The sequence below is a fragment of the Massilia arenae genome, assembly GCF_008014745.1.
Classification (GTDB): Bacteria; Pseudomonadota; Gammaproteobacteria; order Burkholderiales; family Burkholderiaceae_D; genus Telluria; species Telluria arenae.
The window spans coordinates 231,170-248,830 of the sequence record NZ_VPFD01000015.1; the positions used below are offsets into that span (position 1 = coordinate 231,170).

Here is a 17,661-nt window from a genome sequence, read left to right on the forward strand (position 1 = left end):
TGCCCGTACACTTGCAACATCAACCATACCAAACTAAGATTCGCTAGTTTTGGCGCCCACTGCCAATAATCCAGGACGAACCGATCGATGAAGAAGACCCCAGCGCTGAATGAACCTAGCACCACCGAGCCGCGGCTGTACCGGGTCGTCTCGGCCAAGATCGAGGAGCTGATCCGCGCCGAGAACATCCGCGCCGGCGAGCGCCTGCCGGCCGAGCGCGAGCTGGCCGCCAAGCTCGGGGTCAGCCGCACCTCGCTGCGCGAGGCCCTGATCGCGCTCGAACTGAGCGGCAAGGTCGAAGTGCGCGGCGGCTCCGGGGTCTATGTCAGCGAGGACGTCGCGCCGAAGGCCGACGTGCCGACCGTCGGCCCCGGTCCGTTCGAAGTACTGGCGGCGCGCCGCCTGATCGAGGTCGAGGTCGCGGCGCTGGCGGCCAAGCACGCCAGCGATTCGGCGATCGACGCGATCCTGGTTGCGGTCGAAGAGATGGAGCAGCACCACGAAGACCGCAGCGGCAACGAATCGGCCGACCGCAACTTCCATCTGGCGATCGCGCGCGCCACCGGCAACAGCGCGATGGTCGGCGTGATCGAATACCTGTGGAGCCAGCGCGGCTCGCTGTGGCACAAGCTGAAGGAACACTTCCAGACCGAGGAACTGCGCCAGCAGACGCTGATCGACCACCGCAACATCTTCGCCGCCATCGCCTCGCACGACGTCGCAGGCGCACGCCAGGCCATGCGCGCCCACCTTGACCGCGTCACCCGCACGTTCTCGCGCGGCTGAGTCGCGCTTCCTCGCCTTCTTCCTCGCCTTCTTCCCGACCTCCCTCCCGGCATCGGCGCCACGCACGGCCCGGGCAGCCGGGCGCGTGCCCATTCCTTCTCGCGCCGTGCCCACGACGACTGGCGCTCCACGTCACTCGGAAACCAAAAGGTTAGACCAGTTTAATTTCTGGCTCGTCCACATTGCAAAAGTGGTCTGACCAAAGTAGAATTGTTTTCATACCAATCATCGGCGGCCCGGCGGAAACGGGGCGAACATGCGCGCGATCCGGAGAGAACATCCGGACGCATTCGACGACTACAGGCAGGAGACACGCAGTGAACTACCTTCGCACGACCAAGCAACCCCGCTTCATCCTTTCGGCCGTCGCACTCGCGGCGATGACCATGGCGAACCTCGCAGCGGCGCAGGAAGCGCCCATGCAGCGCATCGAGGTGACCGGCTCCTCGATCAAGCGCCTGGCGACCGAGAACGCCCTGCCGCTGACCACCTACAAGGCGGAGGAATTGGCCAACCAGGGCCTGACTACGATGTCCGAGGTCGCGGTGGCCCTGACCGTGGCCGCGACCAACGAGCCGGTGGGCGGCGGTGGCGGCGGCACCATGATCAATATGCGCGGCCTGAACACCAACCGCACCCTGGTGCTGCTCAACGGCCGCCGCCTGGCCAACGAGGCGCTGGGCGCGAGCTCGGTCAACGTCGACGTCATCCCGATGGCCGCCATCGACCGGGTCGAGGTGCTGCGCGACGGCGCCTCGGCGCTGTACGGCACCGACGCGATCGCCGGCGTGGTCAACTTCATCACCAAGCGCTCGGTACAGGACGTGACCCTGCACGCCAGCACCGTGCAGCCGCAGGAATCCGGCGGCGGCGACCAGAAACGCGTCACCATCGTGGCCGGCAAGGGCGATATCGCGAAGGATGGCTGGAACGTCTACACCGCCTTCAGCGCCCAGCGCCGCGACTCGCTGCTGCAGCGCGACCGGCCGCAGATCTGGGACCCCGCGAAGCTTGCCTCGCTGGGCGGCACGCCGTTCAATTCGAATACCTCGGGCGGCTCGGCCTCGCCGGCGAACTTCACCATCTATCGCAACGGGCGTTCGGCCAACATCACCGGCAACCCCTATTACGCGAATGGCTGCGTGGCGCCAGGGCTGGCGCAGACGACGGTGCCATCCACCCGCACCGCCGCCAACGGCGGCAATACCTGCATCACCGACCCGGGCATCTACCCCGAACTGCTGCCGGAAAGCCAGCAAGTCACCCTGTTCACGAAAGCCAGCCTGGCGCACGGCGAGGGCAAGATGCTCACCGTCGAACTGAACCTGGCGCGCTCGTACATCGATGCCGTCAGCGGCCCCCAGCCTTTCGGCAACAACACCGACTATGACCGCCTCACGGCCTCGCGCCGTCCGCTGATGATGACGTCCGCCAGCAAGTGGTATCCGGGCGGCAGCGGCGGCGTGCCGGCGGTGGCCGGCCTGAACGGCGAAGACCTGGCGCTGACCTGGAGCCTGGACGAACTCGGCCCGGTCAAGCTGCACGACGTGCAGACCAACCACCGCCTGGTGATCGCCGACGAAGGCCAGGTCGCCGATTGGGATTACCGCGTGGGCGCGTCCTACGGCTACAGCCACCGCGACAGCGGCTTCAAGGAAAACTTCGTGCGCACGCCGGCTGTGTATGCGGGCGTTGCCAACGGCATCCTGAACCCCTTCGGCGCGCAGGACGAAGCCGGCCGCGCCTACCTCGAGGGCATCTCGGCCGACGGTGAAGTGTTCCGCAAGGCCGATGTGCGCTACTACGGCGTCGACTTCAACCTGAGCCGCACCCTGATGGACCTGCCGGGCGGCGCTCTGGGCCTGGCCGTCGGCGGCGACTGGCACCGCGAGACCTACGAGGAAAACGTGCCGATGGTCGGCGACGAAGTGGTCTGGCGCGTCAACGGCACGCCGGGCAACAACCCGAGCGGCGCACGCCGCGTCTCGGGCCTGTACGCCGAACTCGATGCGCCGGTCACCAAGGACCTGAACCTGAACTTCGCGGTGCGCGGCGACCATTTCAGCGACTTCGGCTCGACCTTCAATCCGAAGGCCAGCTTCCGCTACCAGCCGATGAAGGAACTGATGGTGCGGGGCACCGTCAGCACCGGCTTCCGCGCTCCGACCCTGCCCGAGCTGTACGGCGTGCCGCGCAGCCTGCAGGCGTCGACCTCGAGCTGGGACGACCCGCTGCTGTGCCCTGGCCCGACCCCGAACGTGGCCGGTTCCGGCGCCCTCACCACCGACCCGCGCTTCGCCGGCCTGGGCCTGGACGCCGAACGTGTCTGCAACACGCGCCTGACCACGCTGGTCGGCGCCAATCCGGACCTGGAGCCAGAGAAGTCGAAGACCTATACGGTCGGCTTCGTGATCGAGCCGGTCAAGAACTTCGTGGCGACCATCGATTTCTGGAAGATCGACATGAAGCGCACGATCGCCCAGATCAACGAAGACTCGATCTTCGACAACCTGGACCGCTACGGCGACCTGTTCGTGCGTAATCCCGACGGCACGCTGGCGTATATCACCAAGACCCGCCTGAACATGGGCGGCCTGAAGACCCGCGGCATCGACATCGGCCTGAACTACCTGGTGCCGACTGCCAACTGGGGCCGCTTCGGCTTCTCGATGGACGGCACCTACACCGACCGCTACGAGGGCCAGAACGACGCGGGCAGCCCATGGGTCGACAGCGTCGGCCGCATCGGCGCCCTGTCCACCGGCTCGACCTCGGCCAACACGTATATCTTCAAGTGGAAGCACCAGGCGCGCGTGAACTGGAGTTATGGCCCGTTCTTCGCCCAGCTGACGCAGCAGTACACGTCGAGCTACGAAGACACCAACGCCCTGCCGACCCAGCAGCCGGGCCAGCCGTTCTATAACGTGATCGAGCCCTACCGCGTGTACAACCTGTCGACCACCTACAAGGTGTCTCCGAACTTCAAGCTCGGCGCCGGCGTGAACAACCTGTTCGACACCGATCCGCCGCTGTCGAACCAGCGCCTGTCATCGCGTGTCGTGTTTGCGCAGAACATCGCCAAGCCGATCGGCCGTGCCTTCACGGTGCGCGCGGATTACACGTTCTAAGTCCGTCGTTCCCCGCCTGCGCGAAAAGTCGTTACCTCCGGTGGAGGTAACGACGCCTCCTGGAGCGCCATGAAGCACCTGTCCAATTCCCTGATCTTGTGCGTCGCCGCGGCCGCTGCCGGCTGTGCCAGCGACGCGCCTCACGATGTTTCGTCCATCCCTCTGATGCGCCAGGTGGCGCCGCCCGATGGCTGGGCGGCGCAGGCCGGCGGCACCCGGGGCGGCGCCGACGCACCGGTCGCCAACGTATTCACCGTCAGCGATGCCGCGCAGATGCGCCAGGCGCTCGGCAAGTCGGTCCAGGGCAGCCGCATCGTGCAGGTCGCCGGCGTGATCGATATGAGCGAAGGCCGGCCCTACGCCGATCATGCCGACCAGTCCAGGCGCGGCCGCGTCGCGGTGCCTGGCAATACCACGCTGGTCGGGCTCGGGCCGCGATCAGGCTTCGTCAACGCCCACCTGACGGTAAGCCGGGTGTCGCAGGTGATCATCCGCAATCTGCACCTGCGCAATCCCTGCGACGTCGCGCCGCGCTGGGATCCGAAGGACGGCGACGGCAACTGGAATGCCGAGTTCGACGCGATCGCGATCGTCGCCTCGACCCACGTCTGGGTCGACCGCAACAGCTTCACCGACGTTCCGGTGACTGACGACACGCTGCCGGTCGTCGATGGCAAGACCCAGCAGTGTCACGACGACGCGCTGGACATCCGCGACGCCAGCGACTACGTCACGGTCTCGTACAACCACTTCGCCCTGCATGCCAAGAACACACTGATCGGCGCCAGCGACAAGGCCGAGGGGGATGCCGGCCACCTGCGAATCACCGTCAGCAACAACCTGTTCGAATTCATATCCAGCCGCGCGCCGCGGGTGCGCTTCGGCCAGGTCCATCTGTTCAACAACTACCACGTCGGCGACCGCAAGCACCCGGCCTACCGCCACGACTACAGCATCGGCGTGGCCAGGCAGGCGCGCATCGTCTCGCAGGCCAACGTATTCGAGGTGGCCAATGCGCGCGACTGCGCCGACGCCGTGAAACCCTTCGCACAGGGGCCGGATGCGGGCAGGTTCAGCGACACCGGCTCGCTGCTGAACGGCGCGCCGCTGGCCGGCTGCGGCGTGGACGCAGCGCCAGGTTTCGAGGTGCCCTACCCATTCTCGCCGCTGCCCGCGGCTTCGGTCGCGGCGCATGTGCGCAGGCACGCCGGCGCCGGCGCCGGCAAGTAACCATCCCACGAAAGACATCATGCGTATCAAGCAAGGCAAGATCATCGACACCCGGCGCCGTTCCCTGCTGCGCGCCGCCTCGGCCTCGGTGGCCGGTCTCACCGCCGGCTGCCACACGGGCGGCCAGGCGGGCGCAGTCACGGCTCCCGATCCCTGGCTACGCGCACAAGCCATCGTGGATCGCTTTAGGCAGCCGCTGACCTTCCCTCAACGCGATTTCAGCATCACCGACCACGGCGCCAGGCCGTGCAAGGTGGTGCCAGTGGACGGCTACGTCGCCCATCACGAGCCCGGCAAGTTGACGACGCCGGCGCCGGATGCCCCGGACTGCTACCACGCGATCGCCGCCAGCATCGCGGCCTGCAGCGCCGCGGGCGGCGGGCGCGTCCTGATCCCGGCCGGGAACTGGCTGGTCAAGGGACCGATCGTCCTCAAGTCCAACGTCAACGTGCACCTGGCCAGCGGCGCCCACGTCTACTTCAGCAACGATCCCGAGGATTTCATCAAGTACGGCGAGCATGACTGCGGTGCGAACGGCAGGCTGACCCTGTCGCGCTGGCAGGGCAACGACTGCCTGAACCATTCGCCGCTGGTCTACGCCTATGGCCAGGACAATATCGCCCTGACCGGCGAGGACTGGACCAGCATCCTCGACGGCCAGGGCGGCGTGCCGCGCGCGAACGGCGACACCTGGTGGGACTGGAAGGGCAAGCGCAAGCCTGGCGCGCGCCAGCACGAAGCCCAGACCGCCGTCAATCCGCGTACCCCGGCGTCGATCCGCGAGGTGGCGCCCGGCCTCGACGCGGCCCGGGCCGCGCTGCTGGAAGGCGGCAACGACAAATGGCGCACCGACGAGGCCTGGCTGCCGACCCTGTCCGAGGCCGGCGTGCCGGTGGCCCGGCGCGTGTTCGGCCGCGGCCACTACCTGCGTCCCTGCATGGTCGAATTCATCGGCTGCAGCAATGTGCTGCTGCAGGGTTATCAGCTCAATGGCGCACCATTCTGGCAGCATCACCCGGTCAATTGCAGCAAGGTAGAGATCCGCGGCGTGCACATGGACAGCCTGGGACCGAACAGCGACGGCTTCGACCCGGAAGCCTGCGACACCGTGCTGGTGGATGGCTGCACCTTCAATAGCGGCGACGACTGCATCGCGATCAAGGCCGGCAAGAACCGCGACACCCGCTTCGGGCCGACCCGCAACGTCGTGATCCAGCGCTGCGTCATGAATAGCGGCCATGGCGGAGTGACCCTGGGCAGCGAGATGGCCGGCGGGATCGAGCACGTGTATGCGCAAGATATCGAATTCCGCAACACGCACTGGGCCACCGACCCGCTCAACACCGCGATCCGGCTCAAGACCAATATGAACCGCGGCGGCTTCCTGCGCCACTTCTACGTGCGCAACGTCACCATGCCGAATGGCGTGAACCTCAAGCCCCAGTTCTACAAGCCGCTGCCAGGCTCGCCGATCGCGCCGAAGTCGGTAGCGCCCGGCGCCGGCGCCGTGATCACCTTCGACTGCGACTACGCGCCGAACGCCGACAATCTGCGCACCCGGCCGCCGGTGGTGGAACACATCCACATCTCGGGCGTCAGGGTGGGCAATGTGCCGACGGCGGCCGGGCCGCGTTCGTGCTACCAGGCGATGCTGTTCCTGGGGCCGGTCGGCTTCGACTACAACGGCAGCGAGGCGGCCGAGATCCTGCCGATCCGCGACGTGACCATCACCGACTGCGATTTCGGCACACCGGTGAACGCCGAACAGCCGTGGTATCTCTACAATGTGCGCGACGTCAGGCTCAGGAATGTCCGTATCGGCGGCAAGGTGATCGACACGGTGCTCTCGCACCGCGCCTGATCAGGGAGTGATGGTCAGGGAGTGATGCGGACATAATCCAGGTCGGCGTAGGCGCCCGGCGTTCCGGTCGCGAACACGCCGACCTGGGCGCCGACCCAGCGGCCCATGGTAGCGTCGAAGGGCTCGCCCAGCGACGTGTACCGGAGGCCGTCGGCGCTGTAAGAGAACGACACCCGCGCGCCATGCGTCACGTGCATGCGCAGCGTGACCGCGTATCCAGGCAATGCCGGTCCCACCGTCTCGGCGCAGGCGCCGTCCTGGCCGCAGCGCACGCCGATTATGCGCGGAAGGCCGTCGACGCGGCGCAGGCCGAACCAGTCGCTGGCCAGGCCCATCACGCCGAGCCCCACCTGGTCGCCATCCTGCTGCGCGCGCAGCTCCACCTTCGCCGTCACACCGAAGGCCGAACCCGGGAATTTCTGGGTCAGCACTGACGGCAGCTGCCGTATCGGCGCCGCCGCTTGCGCGAACAGGCGCAGAAAGCCCGGTCGGGCGTCCAGCGCATGCCAGCCGGCCTGCGGATTGGCCGTCCATTGCCACTGCAGGCCCAGCGCCGGGCCGTCGAACTCGTCGCCTACCGCCGGCTCGCGCCGCGCGAAGACTCCCGGCACCGGCTTGGCGTGCTCGATATGCGGCTGTCCCACACCCGCCTTGGCGGATGGCTCGCCGATCAGCGGCCAGTCGTCGATCCAGCGCAGCGGCTGCAGGTGCACCACGCGGCCGTAGGCGCGCCGGTCCTGGAAGTGGAAGAACCAGTCGCTGCCCTGCGGCGTCGTCACCCAGGCGCCCTGGTGCGGGCCGTTGATATCGGTCGCGCCCTGCTCCATCACGATCCGGTCTTCGTACGGGCCGTCGATGCGGCGCGAACGGAACACAGATTGCCAGCCATGCTCGACGCCGCCCGCCGGCGCGAACACGTAGTACCAGCCGTTGCGCTTGTACAGCTTGGGACCCTCGAGGGTGCGGTAGCCCGGCAGGCGGTTGCCGTCGATGACCACCTGGCCCTCGCTGTCGAGCAGGCTGCGCCCGTCCGGCGCCATGCGGCGCAGGGTCAGCACATTATTGAAGCCGGCCCGGCTCTTGGCCCAGGCGTGGATCAGCCATGCGCGGCCATCGTCGTCCCACAGCGGCGCCGGGTCGATGATGCCCTTGCCGGGCAAGAGCAGGTGCGGCGTGCTCCAGGGACCGGCGAAGTCCGTCGCGGTGCTGACGTACACGCCGTGGTCCGGATCGGGATGGAAGATCCAGAAGCGCCCGTCATGGTGGCGCAGGCTTGGCGCCCATACCCCCTTGCCATGCTGCGGCGTCGCGAAGGTCGCCTGCGGCGTCAATTGCGGCAGCGCGTGGCCGACCAGCTCCCAGTTGACCATATCGCTCGAGGTCAGCAGCGGCAGGCCGGGGGCGCTGGCGAAGCTGGACGAGACCATGTAATAGCGTTCGCCAACCCGGATCGCGTCCGGATCGGAATAGTCGGCATGCAGGATCGGGTTGCGGTAGCGGCCGTCGCCCAGGTCGGCCGACCACGGCGCACGCGCAGGCATGGCGCCCAGCTGCTGGGCGAGGAAACGGTCCATGGCGTCGACCGTCGGCGCCAGCCACGGATCGACTAGCCAGAACGAATGCGGCGCGCCCGCCAGCGCGACGGTATCGGTCGCGATGCCATGCCCGGCCAGCCTGGCCGCCAGCGCTTCGCGCCCGCTGGAAAAGCGCGGCACGCTGCTGACGATGAACTGCACCGGTGGGCTGTCCTCGCCGGCGTGGGTCAGGGGCGAGGCCTCGCGCCACAGCGCTGCCTTTTCGGCATAAGGACCGCCGAACCAGGCCCCGGCCGCCGACGGATTCTTGGCCGGATCGTCTTCATGCCGCAGCGCCTCGGGCGAGGTGAAATCGGACAGGCCATCGATATTGACGATGGCGCGCACCTCGCGCGGCCGCGTCATGCCGACCAGGGCGGCGATCTGGCCGCCGGCCGAGCCGCCCGCGAGCGCGATCCGCTCCTTGTCGAATCCGAACTCACCCGCGTGCATGCGCAGCCAGTCCAGCGCCGCCTTGACGTCGTCGATCGCGGCCGGATAGCGGGCCTGGCCCGACAGGCGGTAGCTGACGGTGGCGGCGGCATAGCCGCGCGCCGCCAGGCGCGCCGCGAGCGGCGCCATATTCGTGCGCTCGCCGCTGCCCCAGCCGCCGCCGTGCACCAGCAGCACCAGCGGCGCGGGCTTTGCATCGGGTGCCGGCAGGTAGAGGTCGAGCCCCAGCGCCAGCTCGCCGCGCCGCGCATAGACCAGGTCCTTGCGGATCCGGACCGGCGCCGGCGCCTCGGCGCTGGCGATGCGGATCTGGGGATAGTCACCCACCAGCTTGCGGTAGGTGGTTTCGGCGTTGTAGGGAGACTGGGCGGCGGCCGGCGTCAGCACCGCGGCCAGCGCCAGTGCGGCGGCAACAGGAGCAGGTCTCATAGGGACGCGCCGCGAAAGGTGCAGCGCCGACGCAGCGTCGCACCAGGGGCGAGCACGGTCAGGCCGGGCTGGCCCGACAGATTATGCGCATTGATCGGATGATCCACCGGCTCGAAGCAGAAGAAATCGCGTCCCGGCGGAATATAGAGGATGAAATAATCCATGTCGGCCTCGATCTCGAGCGCCACGCCGCGCGCCGGCCAGGCGATGCGCGCCCATCCCGGCCAGCCATCGAACACATGGTCGACACCGTCTTGCGGCAGCGCGGCGGGCGTGTCGAAACGCCAGTGATCGGGTATGTCGCCGCGGCTCAGCGGCAGTTTATCCGGACCGCTCGACCATACCCCGTCAGCGCCCGCTTCGAGCAGCGCGCCTTGCGGGTCCGGCATCCAGGGATGCAGGCCGATCCCGAACGGCAGCGCCGCCGCGCCGGTATTGCGCAGCGCGAGATCGACCACCAGCGCTGCGCCGTCGAGCGTGTAGCGCAACTCGGCTTCATAGGAAAATGGCGAAGCGTCGGGACGCGCCAGGGTCAGCGTCAAGACCGAGTCGCTGTGATCCGCCACCTGCCAGGCCTGCTGCCAGCCATCGCCGTGGATCGGACACGGCTCGCCGGCCCGGTTCGGCCCCGGGACGTATTGTCGGCCTTCGAACGCAAACCCCGAAGGCGCCATGCGGTTGGACCAGGGCAGCAGCGGGAAGCAGGCCAGCTGCGCGGGCGTCGGGACGCCGCTTGCATCGGACGGAAATGCGCGCAACAGCGCGCTCGCCTCGCCACCGGCAATCCAGTCCAGCCGCGCCAGTCCGCCGCCCACCTGGGGCACGACTTCGGCCACCAGGCTGGCGTTGCGCAAGACCAGGCGCTCGATCATCGCCTCAATACTGCGGGCCGTCGAGCAGGAACTTGCCGCCCTGGTACATCGTGGTCACGTCGTCCTTGGCCGGGAACTCGGACGAATCCGGGAACAGGTGGGCGAACTTCGCCGAGCTGTCCTTCGGCTTGTAGCCCAGGTGCGAGGCCAGGCGGTTGTCCCACCAGGTGCTGTCGTTGTCCGACATGCCGTACACGATGGTGTGGCCGACGCGCGGTGCGAACAGCGAGCAGCGCAGCAGTTCGGTCAGGTCGTCATAAGACAGATAGGTGCTCATCATGCGCTTGTTGGCCGGCTCCGGGAAGCTCGAGCCGATGCGCACGCAGACGGTCTCGATGCCGAAGCGGTCGTAGTAGTAGCGCGCGATCTGTTCGCCGAAGACCTTCGACAGGCCGTAGTAGCTGTCGGGACGGGTCGGCGAATCGGCGTCGAGCACCGTGGTCACCGGGTGATAGCCGATCGCGTGGTTCGAGCTGGCGAAGATCACGCGGCGGGTGCCGGCCTTGTGCAGCGCTTCGTACAGATTGGCCACGCCGAGGATATTGGCCTGCATGATGGGTTCGAACGGCTTCTCGGTCGAGATGCCGCCGAAGTGCAGCACCGCATCCACGCCCTCGAGCAGGGCCAGCACGGCTTGTTTGTCCGCCAGGTCGCACTGGACGATTTCTTCGCCCGGGCCGGCCGGGCCCATGTCGATGACGTCGGACAGGCGCACCACATCGGCCCAGGGCTTGATGCGCTCACGCAGCACTTTGCCCAGGCCGCCGGCGGCGCCGGTCAGCAGGATGCGTTTGAAAGGTTTGCCGGTCTTGTTTTGTACTGCAGCGGTCATTCAGGTCTCCAATAATATGCGTTCAGGTCACGGGCGCCGGATTGAACAGCGCAAGCGCATTATGCAGCTTCCAGCGCTCGGCCCATGTCTTGCGGCCGCTGGCCACGTCCAGGATCATGCGGAACAGCTCCCAGCCGACGTCCTCGATGGTGGCGTCGCCGCTGGCGATGCTGCCGGCGTCGAGGTCCATCAGGTCGTGCCAGCGGCGCGCCAGTTCGGTGCGGGTGGCAACCTTGATGACCGGGACCGCGGCCAGGCCGTATGGCGTGCCGCGGCCAGTGGTAAAGATGTGCACGTTCATCCCGGCGGCCATCTGCAGCGTACCGCAAATGAAATCGCTGGCGGGCGTCGCGGCGTAGATCAGGCCTTTCTGCTGCAGCCGGTCGCCCGGCGACAGCACGCCGGTGATCGCGGTGCTGCCCGACTTGACGATCGAGCCCATGGCTTTTTCCACGATATTCGACAGGCCGCCCTTCTTGTTGCCGGGCGTGGTGTTGGCGCTGCGGTCGACGCCGCCGCGCACCAGGTAATCGTCGTACCACTGCATCTCGCGCACCATCGCCTGCGCCACCTCGGGGCTGGATGCGCGCGCGGTCAGCTGGTCGATGCCGTCGCGCACCTCGGTCACCTCGGAAAACATCACGGTGCCGCCGGCACGCACGATCAGGTCGGTGGCGAAGCCCAGCGCCGGGTTGGCGGTCACGCCAGAGAAAGCGTCGCTGCCGCCGCACTGCATGCCGACCACCAGGTCGGACGCTGGACAGGTTTCGCGGCGGCGCGCGTTGAGTTCTTGCAGGTGCTGTTCGGCGGTGCTCATCAGCGCATCGATCATCGACATGAAGCCGACGTGCTGTTGGTCTTGCAGGGTCACCACCGACGGCGCGGCATTGCCGATCGGGATGGCGCCGGCCGGGAACAGGCGTGCCGGCGGCAGCTTCTCGCAGCCCAGGCTCACGACCATCACGCTGTCGCCGAAATTCGGGTTCCTGGAGAGGTTGCGGATGGTGCGGATCGGGATGTCGGCGCCGGGAGCGTCGATCGCCACGCCGCAGCCGTACACGTGTTCGAGCGCCACCACGTCCTCGACGTTCGGATAGCGCGGCAGCAGCTCTTCGCGGATACGCTTGACGGCGTAGTCGATCACGCCCGACACGCACTGCACGGTGCTGGTGATCGCCATCATATTGCGGGTGCCGACCGATCCATCCTTGTTGCGGTAGCCCTCGAAGGTATAGCCGTCCAGGCGCGGCCCGGCATCCACGGCGTGGGTGCCGATTGGCAGGTCGTCGAGCGAACGCGCGGCCGGCATGCGCAGCACGCGCTCCGAGACCCAGCTGCCGCGCGGGATCGCGCCGTCGGCGTAGCCGATGGTGACGCCATAGCGGATCACCGCCTCGCCATCCTGCAGGTCCGTCAACGCCACCTTGTGGCCTTGCGGGACGCCTTCGAGCAGCACCAGGCCGTCCGGGAATGCGGTGCCGGCGGGCAGGCCGCCGTCGTTGACGACGATCGCGACGTTGTCGCTGGCCTGCATGCGGATGGTGCGCGGAACTTGGTGATTCATGTCTCTTTGCCTGTCTCTTGGCTGATTGGGGAGGGTCATTTTTAGTATGCCATAAATAAATCGAATGCGGCTAGTCCACCTTGCGATTTTGGCCGGACCAAATTAGAATGGCCTGACCAAAACGCAATATAAGCAGTGTCAAGACAGTAACGAAGTCCTGGACCTGCACCATGCAAGCCAGCAATACTAGAAGCACGGTAGCTGAAGCACATACCGATATCCGGTAATACAACAAAGCGATTGGAGACACATGAAAGGCCACACCCTGCACCTGCTTGCAGCTCTCTTGGGCTGCGCGCTCGCCTGCGGACCCGCCCATGCACAGGGCGTCTACCGCAACACCGACAACACCAACCTTGGCGACGCGAGCGAAGGCACCTATCCGATTCCCTATAAAAAGCCGGTGGTGGCCGAAGTCACCGCCCAGCTGCAATCGATCCGGGCCTTCATGGACCGCGCGACGCCAACCCGCGTCGTCAGCAAGCGCACCGGCCAGCCGATCGCCGACCTGAAAACCCCGGTGGCGGATGCGATCTTCGAGCGCAGCGCCGGCGACTACGGCATCCAGGTGTACGAGATGGGCGTGGTCCATTCGGGCCTGATCAAGGCGGCGCAGGTCACCGGCGACGCCGGCTTCACCAGCATGACCCGCCGTCACTTCCAGTTCTTCAACGACACCCTCCCCTACTTCCGCGCCCAGGAACAGAAATTCAAGCTCGAGCGCGCCAACAGCTTCTCGCGCTTCCTCGATCCGCGCTCGCTCGACGACAGCGGCTCGATGTGCGCCGCCCTGATCCGCGCCCGCTTCGCCAAGGTCGGCCCCGACCTGAAGAACATGATCGATACCTGCAGCGACTGGGTATACAAACGCCAGTTCCGGCTGGAAGACGGCACCATGGCGCGCAAACGTCCCCAGGAAGTCTCGCTGTGGGCCGACGATATGTATATGAGTATCCCGGCGCTGGCCGAGATGGGTCGCCTGACCGGGCAGCAGGCCTACTTCGACGACGCCGTCAACAACGTGATGGGCATGTCGAGCCGCATGTTCAACCCGCAGCTCGGCCTGTACACCCACGGCTGGCACGCCAACCACCAGGACGCGCCGCGCTTCTACTGGGCGCGCGCCAACGGCTGGGCGGTGCTGGCGATGTCCGACCTGCTCGACGTACTGCCGAAGGACCACCCCGGCTATCCGAAGGTGCTGGCCCAGCTGCGCGCCTCGCTGAAAGGGATCGCCGAGCTGCAAAGCGGCAGCGGCCTGTGGCACCAGATGCTGGACCGTAACGACTCCTACCTCGAGACCTCGGCCAGCGCCATCTTCACTTATGTGATCGCGCACGCCGTCAACGAAGGCTGGATCAGCGCCACCACCTATGGCTCGATCGCCCAGACCGGCTGGAACGCGATCTCGACCCGCATCAATTCGCTGGGTCAGGTGGAGGGCACCTGCGTCGGCACGACCCTGGCCAGCGACATGGTCTATTACTACAATCGCCCGACCAGCGTCGACGCCTTGCACGGCTACGGCCCGATGCTGCTGGCCGGCGCCGAGATCATCCGCCTGGTGAACAACCCGGCATTCGAGATCCAGCACAAGGTCCGCACCTACCACTACCTGCCCAAGGGCGGGCAGACCGATTACCGCGAACACCACTGATCCGGGGGACACCATGAAACGACTCGTACTGGCAAGCCTGCTGGGGGCGCCGCTCGCCCTGTCCACCTACACCGCACATGCCGCCGTAGTGGCCGACAAGGTCGGCGACAAGGTCAACGTCAGCGTGCAGCACGACCTCGCGATCGCGCGGCCATCCGAAACCATCGCCATCGCCTGGAAGGACGTCAACGCCGCCCTGCCCGGCGCCATGATCCAGAAGATCGCGGTCAAGGACGCCAGCGGCCGGGTGCTGCCGCACCAGGTGACGAATATCGCGCCGCAGGCCAAAGACCCGAATAACGAAGGCATCGCCTACGGCGAACTGCTGTTCCAGCACAGCTTCGCGGCCGGCGAGAAGAGCGCCAGCTTCACCATCGAGCGCATCGACGGCGTGGCGCCGCCCTTCCCGGTCAAGGCCTTCGCGCGCCATATCCCGGAGCGCCTTGACGACTTCGCCTGGGAAAACGACAAGGTGGCGCACCGCACCTATGGCCCGGCGCTGGCCGCGCCGGCGCCCGCGGGCGTGGTCAAGGAAGTGCTGGTGACCAGTGGCCTCGACCTGTGGTTCAAGCGGGTCGACTATCCGATCGTCGACCGCTGGTACAACAAGGGCCATGACCACTACCACAAGGATCAGGGCGAAGGCATGGACATGTACAACGTCGGCAAGTCCCGCGGCGCCGGCGGCGCCGGCATCTGGGATGGCAAGACGCTGCACACGGGCGTGAACTGGGCCAGCTACAAGATCCTGGCCAATGGCCCGATCCGCGCCGTGTTCGAACTCCATTACGCGCCATGGGATGCGGGCGGCCGCCAGGTCAGCGAGGTCAAGCGCTTCACGGTTGATGCCGGCCACTGGCTGGACCGGATCGACAGCACCTTCACCACGACGGCCGGCGATACCACGCCACTCACCGTCGCCATTGGCCTGAACAAGACGCCGGGCGACAAGGGCCAGGATCCGAAGATCCAGGTCGGCCGCGACGGCAAGGTGTTGTTGCAGTGGGTCGAGCAAAAGAGCAACGACGCCTTCGGCACCGCCGTCGTGCTGCCGACCGCCGAAGGCTTCGCCCAGGACCCGCTCAATGAGCTGATCTTCGCCAAGGCGACGCCCGGCCAGCCGCTGCGCTACTACGCCGGCGGCGCCTGGAGCCGCGCCGGCGAGATCACCAGCCGCGCCAAGTGGCAGCAGGTGACGCAGGACCAGGCCGCGCGCGACGCCAGCCCGGTGCGCGTGAACCTGGCGAAACAACGATAAGGAGCGACATGCCATTCCAAGCCAAACGACGCGCGCTGCTGCGCACCGTCCCCGCCGCCTCGCTGATGATGACCGGCCTCGGCGCCGCCAGCATCGCCCGTGCCCACCAGGATGGCGCTGCCGCCGCAGCCGCCGCCGCGCTGGCCAACGCCGCCCACCCCGACCCGTGGAAACGCGCGGCCGACATCGTGGCCCGCTTCGCCACGCCGCTCGCGTTCCGCGATGAGGACTTCGTCATCACCGCGCACGGCGCCAAGCCGTGCACCCTGGTGAAGGTGAAGGGCCAGACCGAATCGCTGGTCGAGGGCACCCTCGACACGCCGGCGCCCGGCTCGCCGGACTGCTATCCGGCGATCGCCGCCGCCATCGCGGCCTGCCACGCCAAGGGCGGCGGCCGGGTTGTGATCCCCAAGGGAGAATGGTATTGCGCCGGCCCGATCGTGCTGCGCTCGAACGTGCACGTGCACCTGGCCGCCGGCGCGCGGGTCCACTTCTCGGCCAATCCGACTCACTATGCCCAGCATGGTGAACACGATTGCGGCAAGAACGGCAAGCTGGTGCTGTCGCGCTGGCAGGGCAACGACTGCCTGAACTACTCGCCGATGGTGTACGCGATCAACCAGACCAATATCGCTCTCACCGGCGAGGACTGGACCAGCATCCTCAATGGCCAGGGCGGCGTGCCGTTCGAGCCGGGCTTCGCCGACGGCCCGGAATGCTGGTGGGACTGGAAGGGACGCGGCAAGCCGGTACGCAAGCGCACCGAGGTCTATGCCAACCCGAACAATCCCTCGCTCGACAAGGTCGTCCCCGGCATCGATGCGCGGCGCCAGGCCTCTATCGAGGGCGAAGGCGACCGCTGGCAGACCGATTCACGCTATCTGCCGGCGCTGTCCGAAGCCGGCGTGCCAGTCGAGAAGCGCGTGTTCGGCCATGGCCACTTTTTGCGTCCGTGCATGATCGAACTGATTGGATGCAATAAGGTGCTGCTGCAGGGCTACCAGGTGAATGCGGCGCCGTTCTGGCTGCACCATCCGGTCGCTTGCCGCGACCTCTTGATCCGCCGCGTGAATATGGAGAGCCTGGGACCGAACAGCGACGGCTTCGACCCGGAAGCCTGCGACGGTGTGCTGGTCGACGACTGCCTGTTCAACAACGGCGACGACTGCATCGCGATCAAGTCGGGCAAGAACCTCGACACCGGCCACGGACCGACACGCAATGTGGTGATCCGCAACTGCGTGATGAACAGCGGCCACGGCGGCGTGACGCTGGGCAGCGAGATGGCCGGCGGCATCGAGCACGTCTACGCCGAGAAGCTGGAGTTCCGCAACATCCACTGGAAGGGCGATCCGCTCAACACCGCGATCCGGCTCAAGACCAATATGAACCGCGGCGGCTTCCTGCGCCACCTGTACGTGCGCGACGTCACCCTGCCGCATGGCGTGGCGACCGAGCCGATGCTGTACAAGCCGCTGCCCGGCGCGCACGAGATCAAGGAGCCGGTGGCCTCGACCGCGGGCGCGATCATCACGATCGACTGCGACTACGTGCCGGGCGACGACACCATGCGCATCCGGCCGCCGCAGGTGTCGGACATCGAGATCAGCAATGTGCGCACGTCGAATGTCGATACCGGCAAGGGCAGCTTCTCGTGCTACCAGGCCTTCGTGCTGCTGGGGCCGGTCGCCTCGAGCTTCAACGGCAAGCCGGGCACCGCCATTCCGCCAATCGCCCGCGTGCGCATCAGCGATTCGGACTTTGGAACGCCGCGCAACACGGCCAAGCCGTGGTTCCTGCACAACGCTATCGACATCACGCTCGATAACGTCACCATCGCAGGCAAACGCTACAAGCAAACCCTATCCACGGAGGGTTAAGTGTCATCAGGTCAGGCCAATTCGTAAATATTTTTACTTTGGCCTGACCAAAAGTCGTTGAGTTGCCATAGAATTACAAAACTGGCCTGACCAGATCCCAGATGCAACACCGGCCGATCTCTTGATCGAGCCGCTAT

The 17,661-nt window shown here is 66.8% G+C and carries 11 protein-coding genes; 7 read left to right on the plus strand and 4 right to left on the minus strand.

The annotated features are described in order from the left end of the window. Positions 1–87 precede the first annotated feature (87 nt). The 4 genes from FVD38_RS14930 (at position 88) to FVD38_RS14945 (ending at position 7,005) form a co-directional block, all read left to right on the plus strand. Positions 88–786 (plus strand): FadR/GntR family transcriptional regulator, encoded by a 699-nt coding sequence (locus tag FVD38_RS14930; protein WP_147935537.1) that lies wholly within the window; start codon positions 88–90, stop codon positions 784–786. A 317-nt stretch (positions 787–1,103) separates the two neighbouring features. Then, positions 1,104–3,914 (plus strand): TonB-dependent receptor domain-containing protein, encoded by a 2,811-nt coding sequence (locus FVD38_RS14935; protein WP_147935538.1) that lies wholly within the window; start codon positions 1,104–1,106, stop codon positions 3,912–3,914. Between the two features lie 69 nt (positions 3,915–3,983). Continuing rightward, positions 3,984–5,144: a pectate lyase family protein gene (locus FVD38_RS14940; protein WP_147935539.1), complete on the plus strand. Its 1,161-nt coding sequence runs from the start codon at positions 3,984–3,986 to the stop codon at positions 5,142–5,144. A gap of 19 nt (positions 5,145–5,163) precedes the next feature. Continuing rightward, entirely contained in the window at positions 5,164–7,005 is a 1,842-nt protein-coding gene (locus tag FVD38_RS14945) for a glycoside hydrolase family 28 protein (RefSeq protein ID WP_147935540.1), read from the plus strand. A gap of 14 nt (positions 7,006–7,019) precedes the next feature. On the opposite strand, the gene FVD38_RS26895 is transcribed toward FVD38_RS14945, so the two are convergent. From FVD38_RS26895 to garD, 4 genes are read right to left on the minus strand one after another with little or no spacing between them, the layout of a single operon-like run. Further along, positions 7,020–9,461, minus strand: coding sequence for a family 43 glycosylhydrolase (locus FVD38_RS26895; protein WP_147935541.1), 2,442 nt, complete (start codon positions 9,459–9,461; stop codon positions 7,020–7,022). Continuing rightward, positions 9,458–10,333, minus strand: a complete 876-nt coding sequence (locus FVD38_RS14955; RefSeq protein WP_147935542.1) for an aldose 1-epimerase — start codon at positions 10,331–10,333, stop codon at positions 9,458–9,460. Before FVD38_RS14955 ends, FVD38_RS26895 begins: the two co-directional genes overlap by 4 nt. A gap of 4 nt (positions 10,334–10,337) precedes the next feature. After that, positions 10,338–11,165 carry an NAD-dependent epimerase/dehydratase family protein gene (locus FVD38_RS14960; RefSeq protein WP_147935543.1) on the minus strand — a complete coding sequence of 276 codons (828 nt, stop codon included), beginning with the start codon at positions 11,163–11,165 and terminating at the stop codon, positions 10,338–10,340. Positions 11,166–11,187: 22 nt separating this feature from the next. Next, positions 11,188–12,729 carry a galactarate dehydratase gene (gene garD / locus FVD38_RS14965; protein WP_147935544.1) on the minus strand — a complete coding sequence of 514 codons (1,542 nt, stop codon included), beginning with the start codon at positions 12,727–12,729 and terminating at the stop codon, positions 11,188–11,190. Positions 12,730–12,979: 250 nt separating this feature from the next. Here garD and FVD38_RS14970 point away from each other — a divergent pair, with 250 nt between their 5' ends. From FVD38_RS14970 to FVD38_RS14980, 3 genes are read left to right on the plus strand one after another with little or no spacing between them, the layout of a single operon-like run. After that, positions 12,980–14,386 (plus strand): glycoside hydrolase family 88/105 protein, encoded by a 1,407-nt coding sequence (locus tag FVD38_RS14970; RefSeq protein ID WP_147935545.1) that lies wholly within the window; start codon positions 12,980–12,982, stop codon positions 14,384–14,386. A gap of 13 nt (positions 14,387–14,399) precedes the next feature. Further along, positions 14,400–15,644 carry a DUF4861 family protein gene (locus FVD38_RS14975; protein WP_147935546.1) on the plus strand — a complete coding sequence of 415 codons (1,245 nt, stop codon included), beginning with the start codon at positions 14,400–14,402 and terminating at the stop codon, positions 15,642–15,644. 8 nt (positions 15,645–15,652) lie between these two features. Beyond that, positions 15,653–17,524 (plus strand): glycoside hydrolase family 28 protein, encoded by a 1,872-nt coding sequence (locus FVD38_RS14980; protein ID WP_147935547.1) that lies wholly within the window; start codon positions 15,653–15,655, stop codon positions 17,522–17,524. The last annotated feature ends 137 nt before the right edge of the window (positions 17,525–17,661 follow it).

Coding starts and splice junctions, on each gene's coding strand:
- FVD38_RS14955 (WP_147935542.1), bottom strand. CDS start 10,333: ATGATCGAGCGCCTGGTCTTGCGCAACGCCAGCCTGGTGGCCGAAGTC.
- FVD38_RS14975 (WP_147935546.1), top strand. CDS start 14,400: ATGAAACGACTCGTACTGGCAAGCCTGCTGGGGGCGCCGCTCGCCCTG.
- FVD38_RS14930 (WP_147935537.1), top strand. CDS start 88: ATGAAGAAGACCCCAGCGCTGAATGAACCTAGCACCACCGAGCCGCGG.
- FVD38_RS14960 (WP_147935543.1), bottom strand. CDS start 11,165: ATGACCGCTGCAGTACAAAACAAGACCGGCAAACCTTTCAAACGCATC.
- FVD38_RS26895 (WP_147935541.1), bottom strand. CDS start 9,461: ATGAGACCTGCTCCTGTTGCCGCCGCACTGGCGCTGGCCGCGGTGCTG.
- FVD38_RS14980 (WP_147935547.1), top strand. CDS start 15,653: ATGCCATTCCAAGCCAAACGACGCGCGCTGCTGCGCACCGTCCCCGCC.
- FVD38_RS14945 (WP_147935540.1), top strand. CDS start 5,164: ATGCGTATCAAGCAAGGCAAGATCATCGACACCCGGCGCCGTTCCCTG.
- FVD38_RS14970 (WP_147935545.1), top strand. CDS start 12,980: ATGAAAGGCCACACCCTGCACCTGCTTGCAGCTCTCTTGGGCTGCGCG.
- FVD38_RS14940 (WP_147935539.1), top strand. CDS start 3,984: ATGAAGCACCTGTCCAATTCCCTGATCTTGTGCGTCGCCGCGGCCGCT.
- garD (WP_147935544.1), bottom strand. CDS start 12,729: ATGAATCACCAAGTTCCGCGCACCATCCGCATGCAGGCCAGCGACAAC.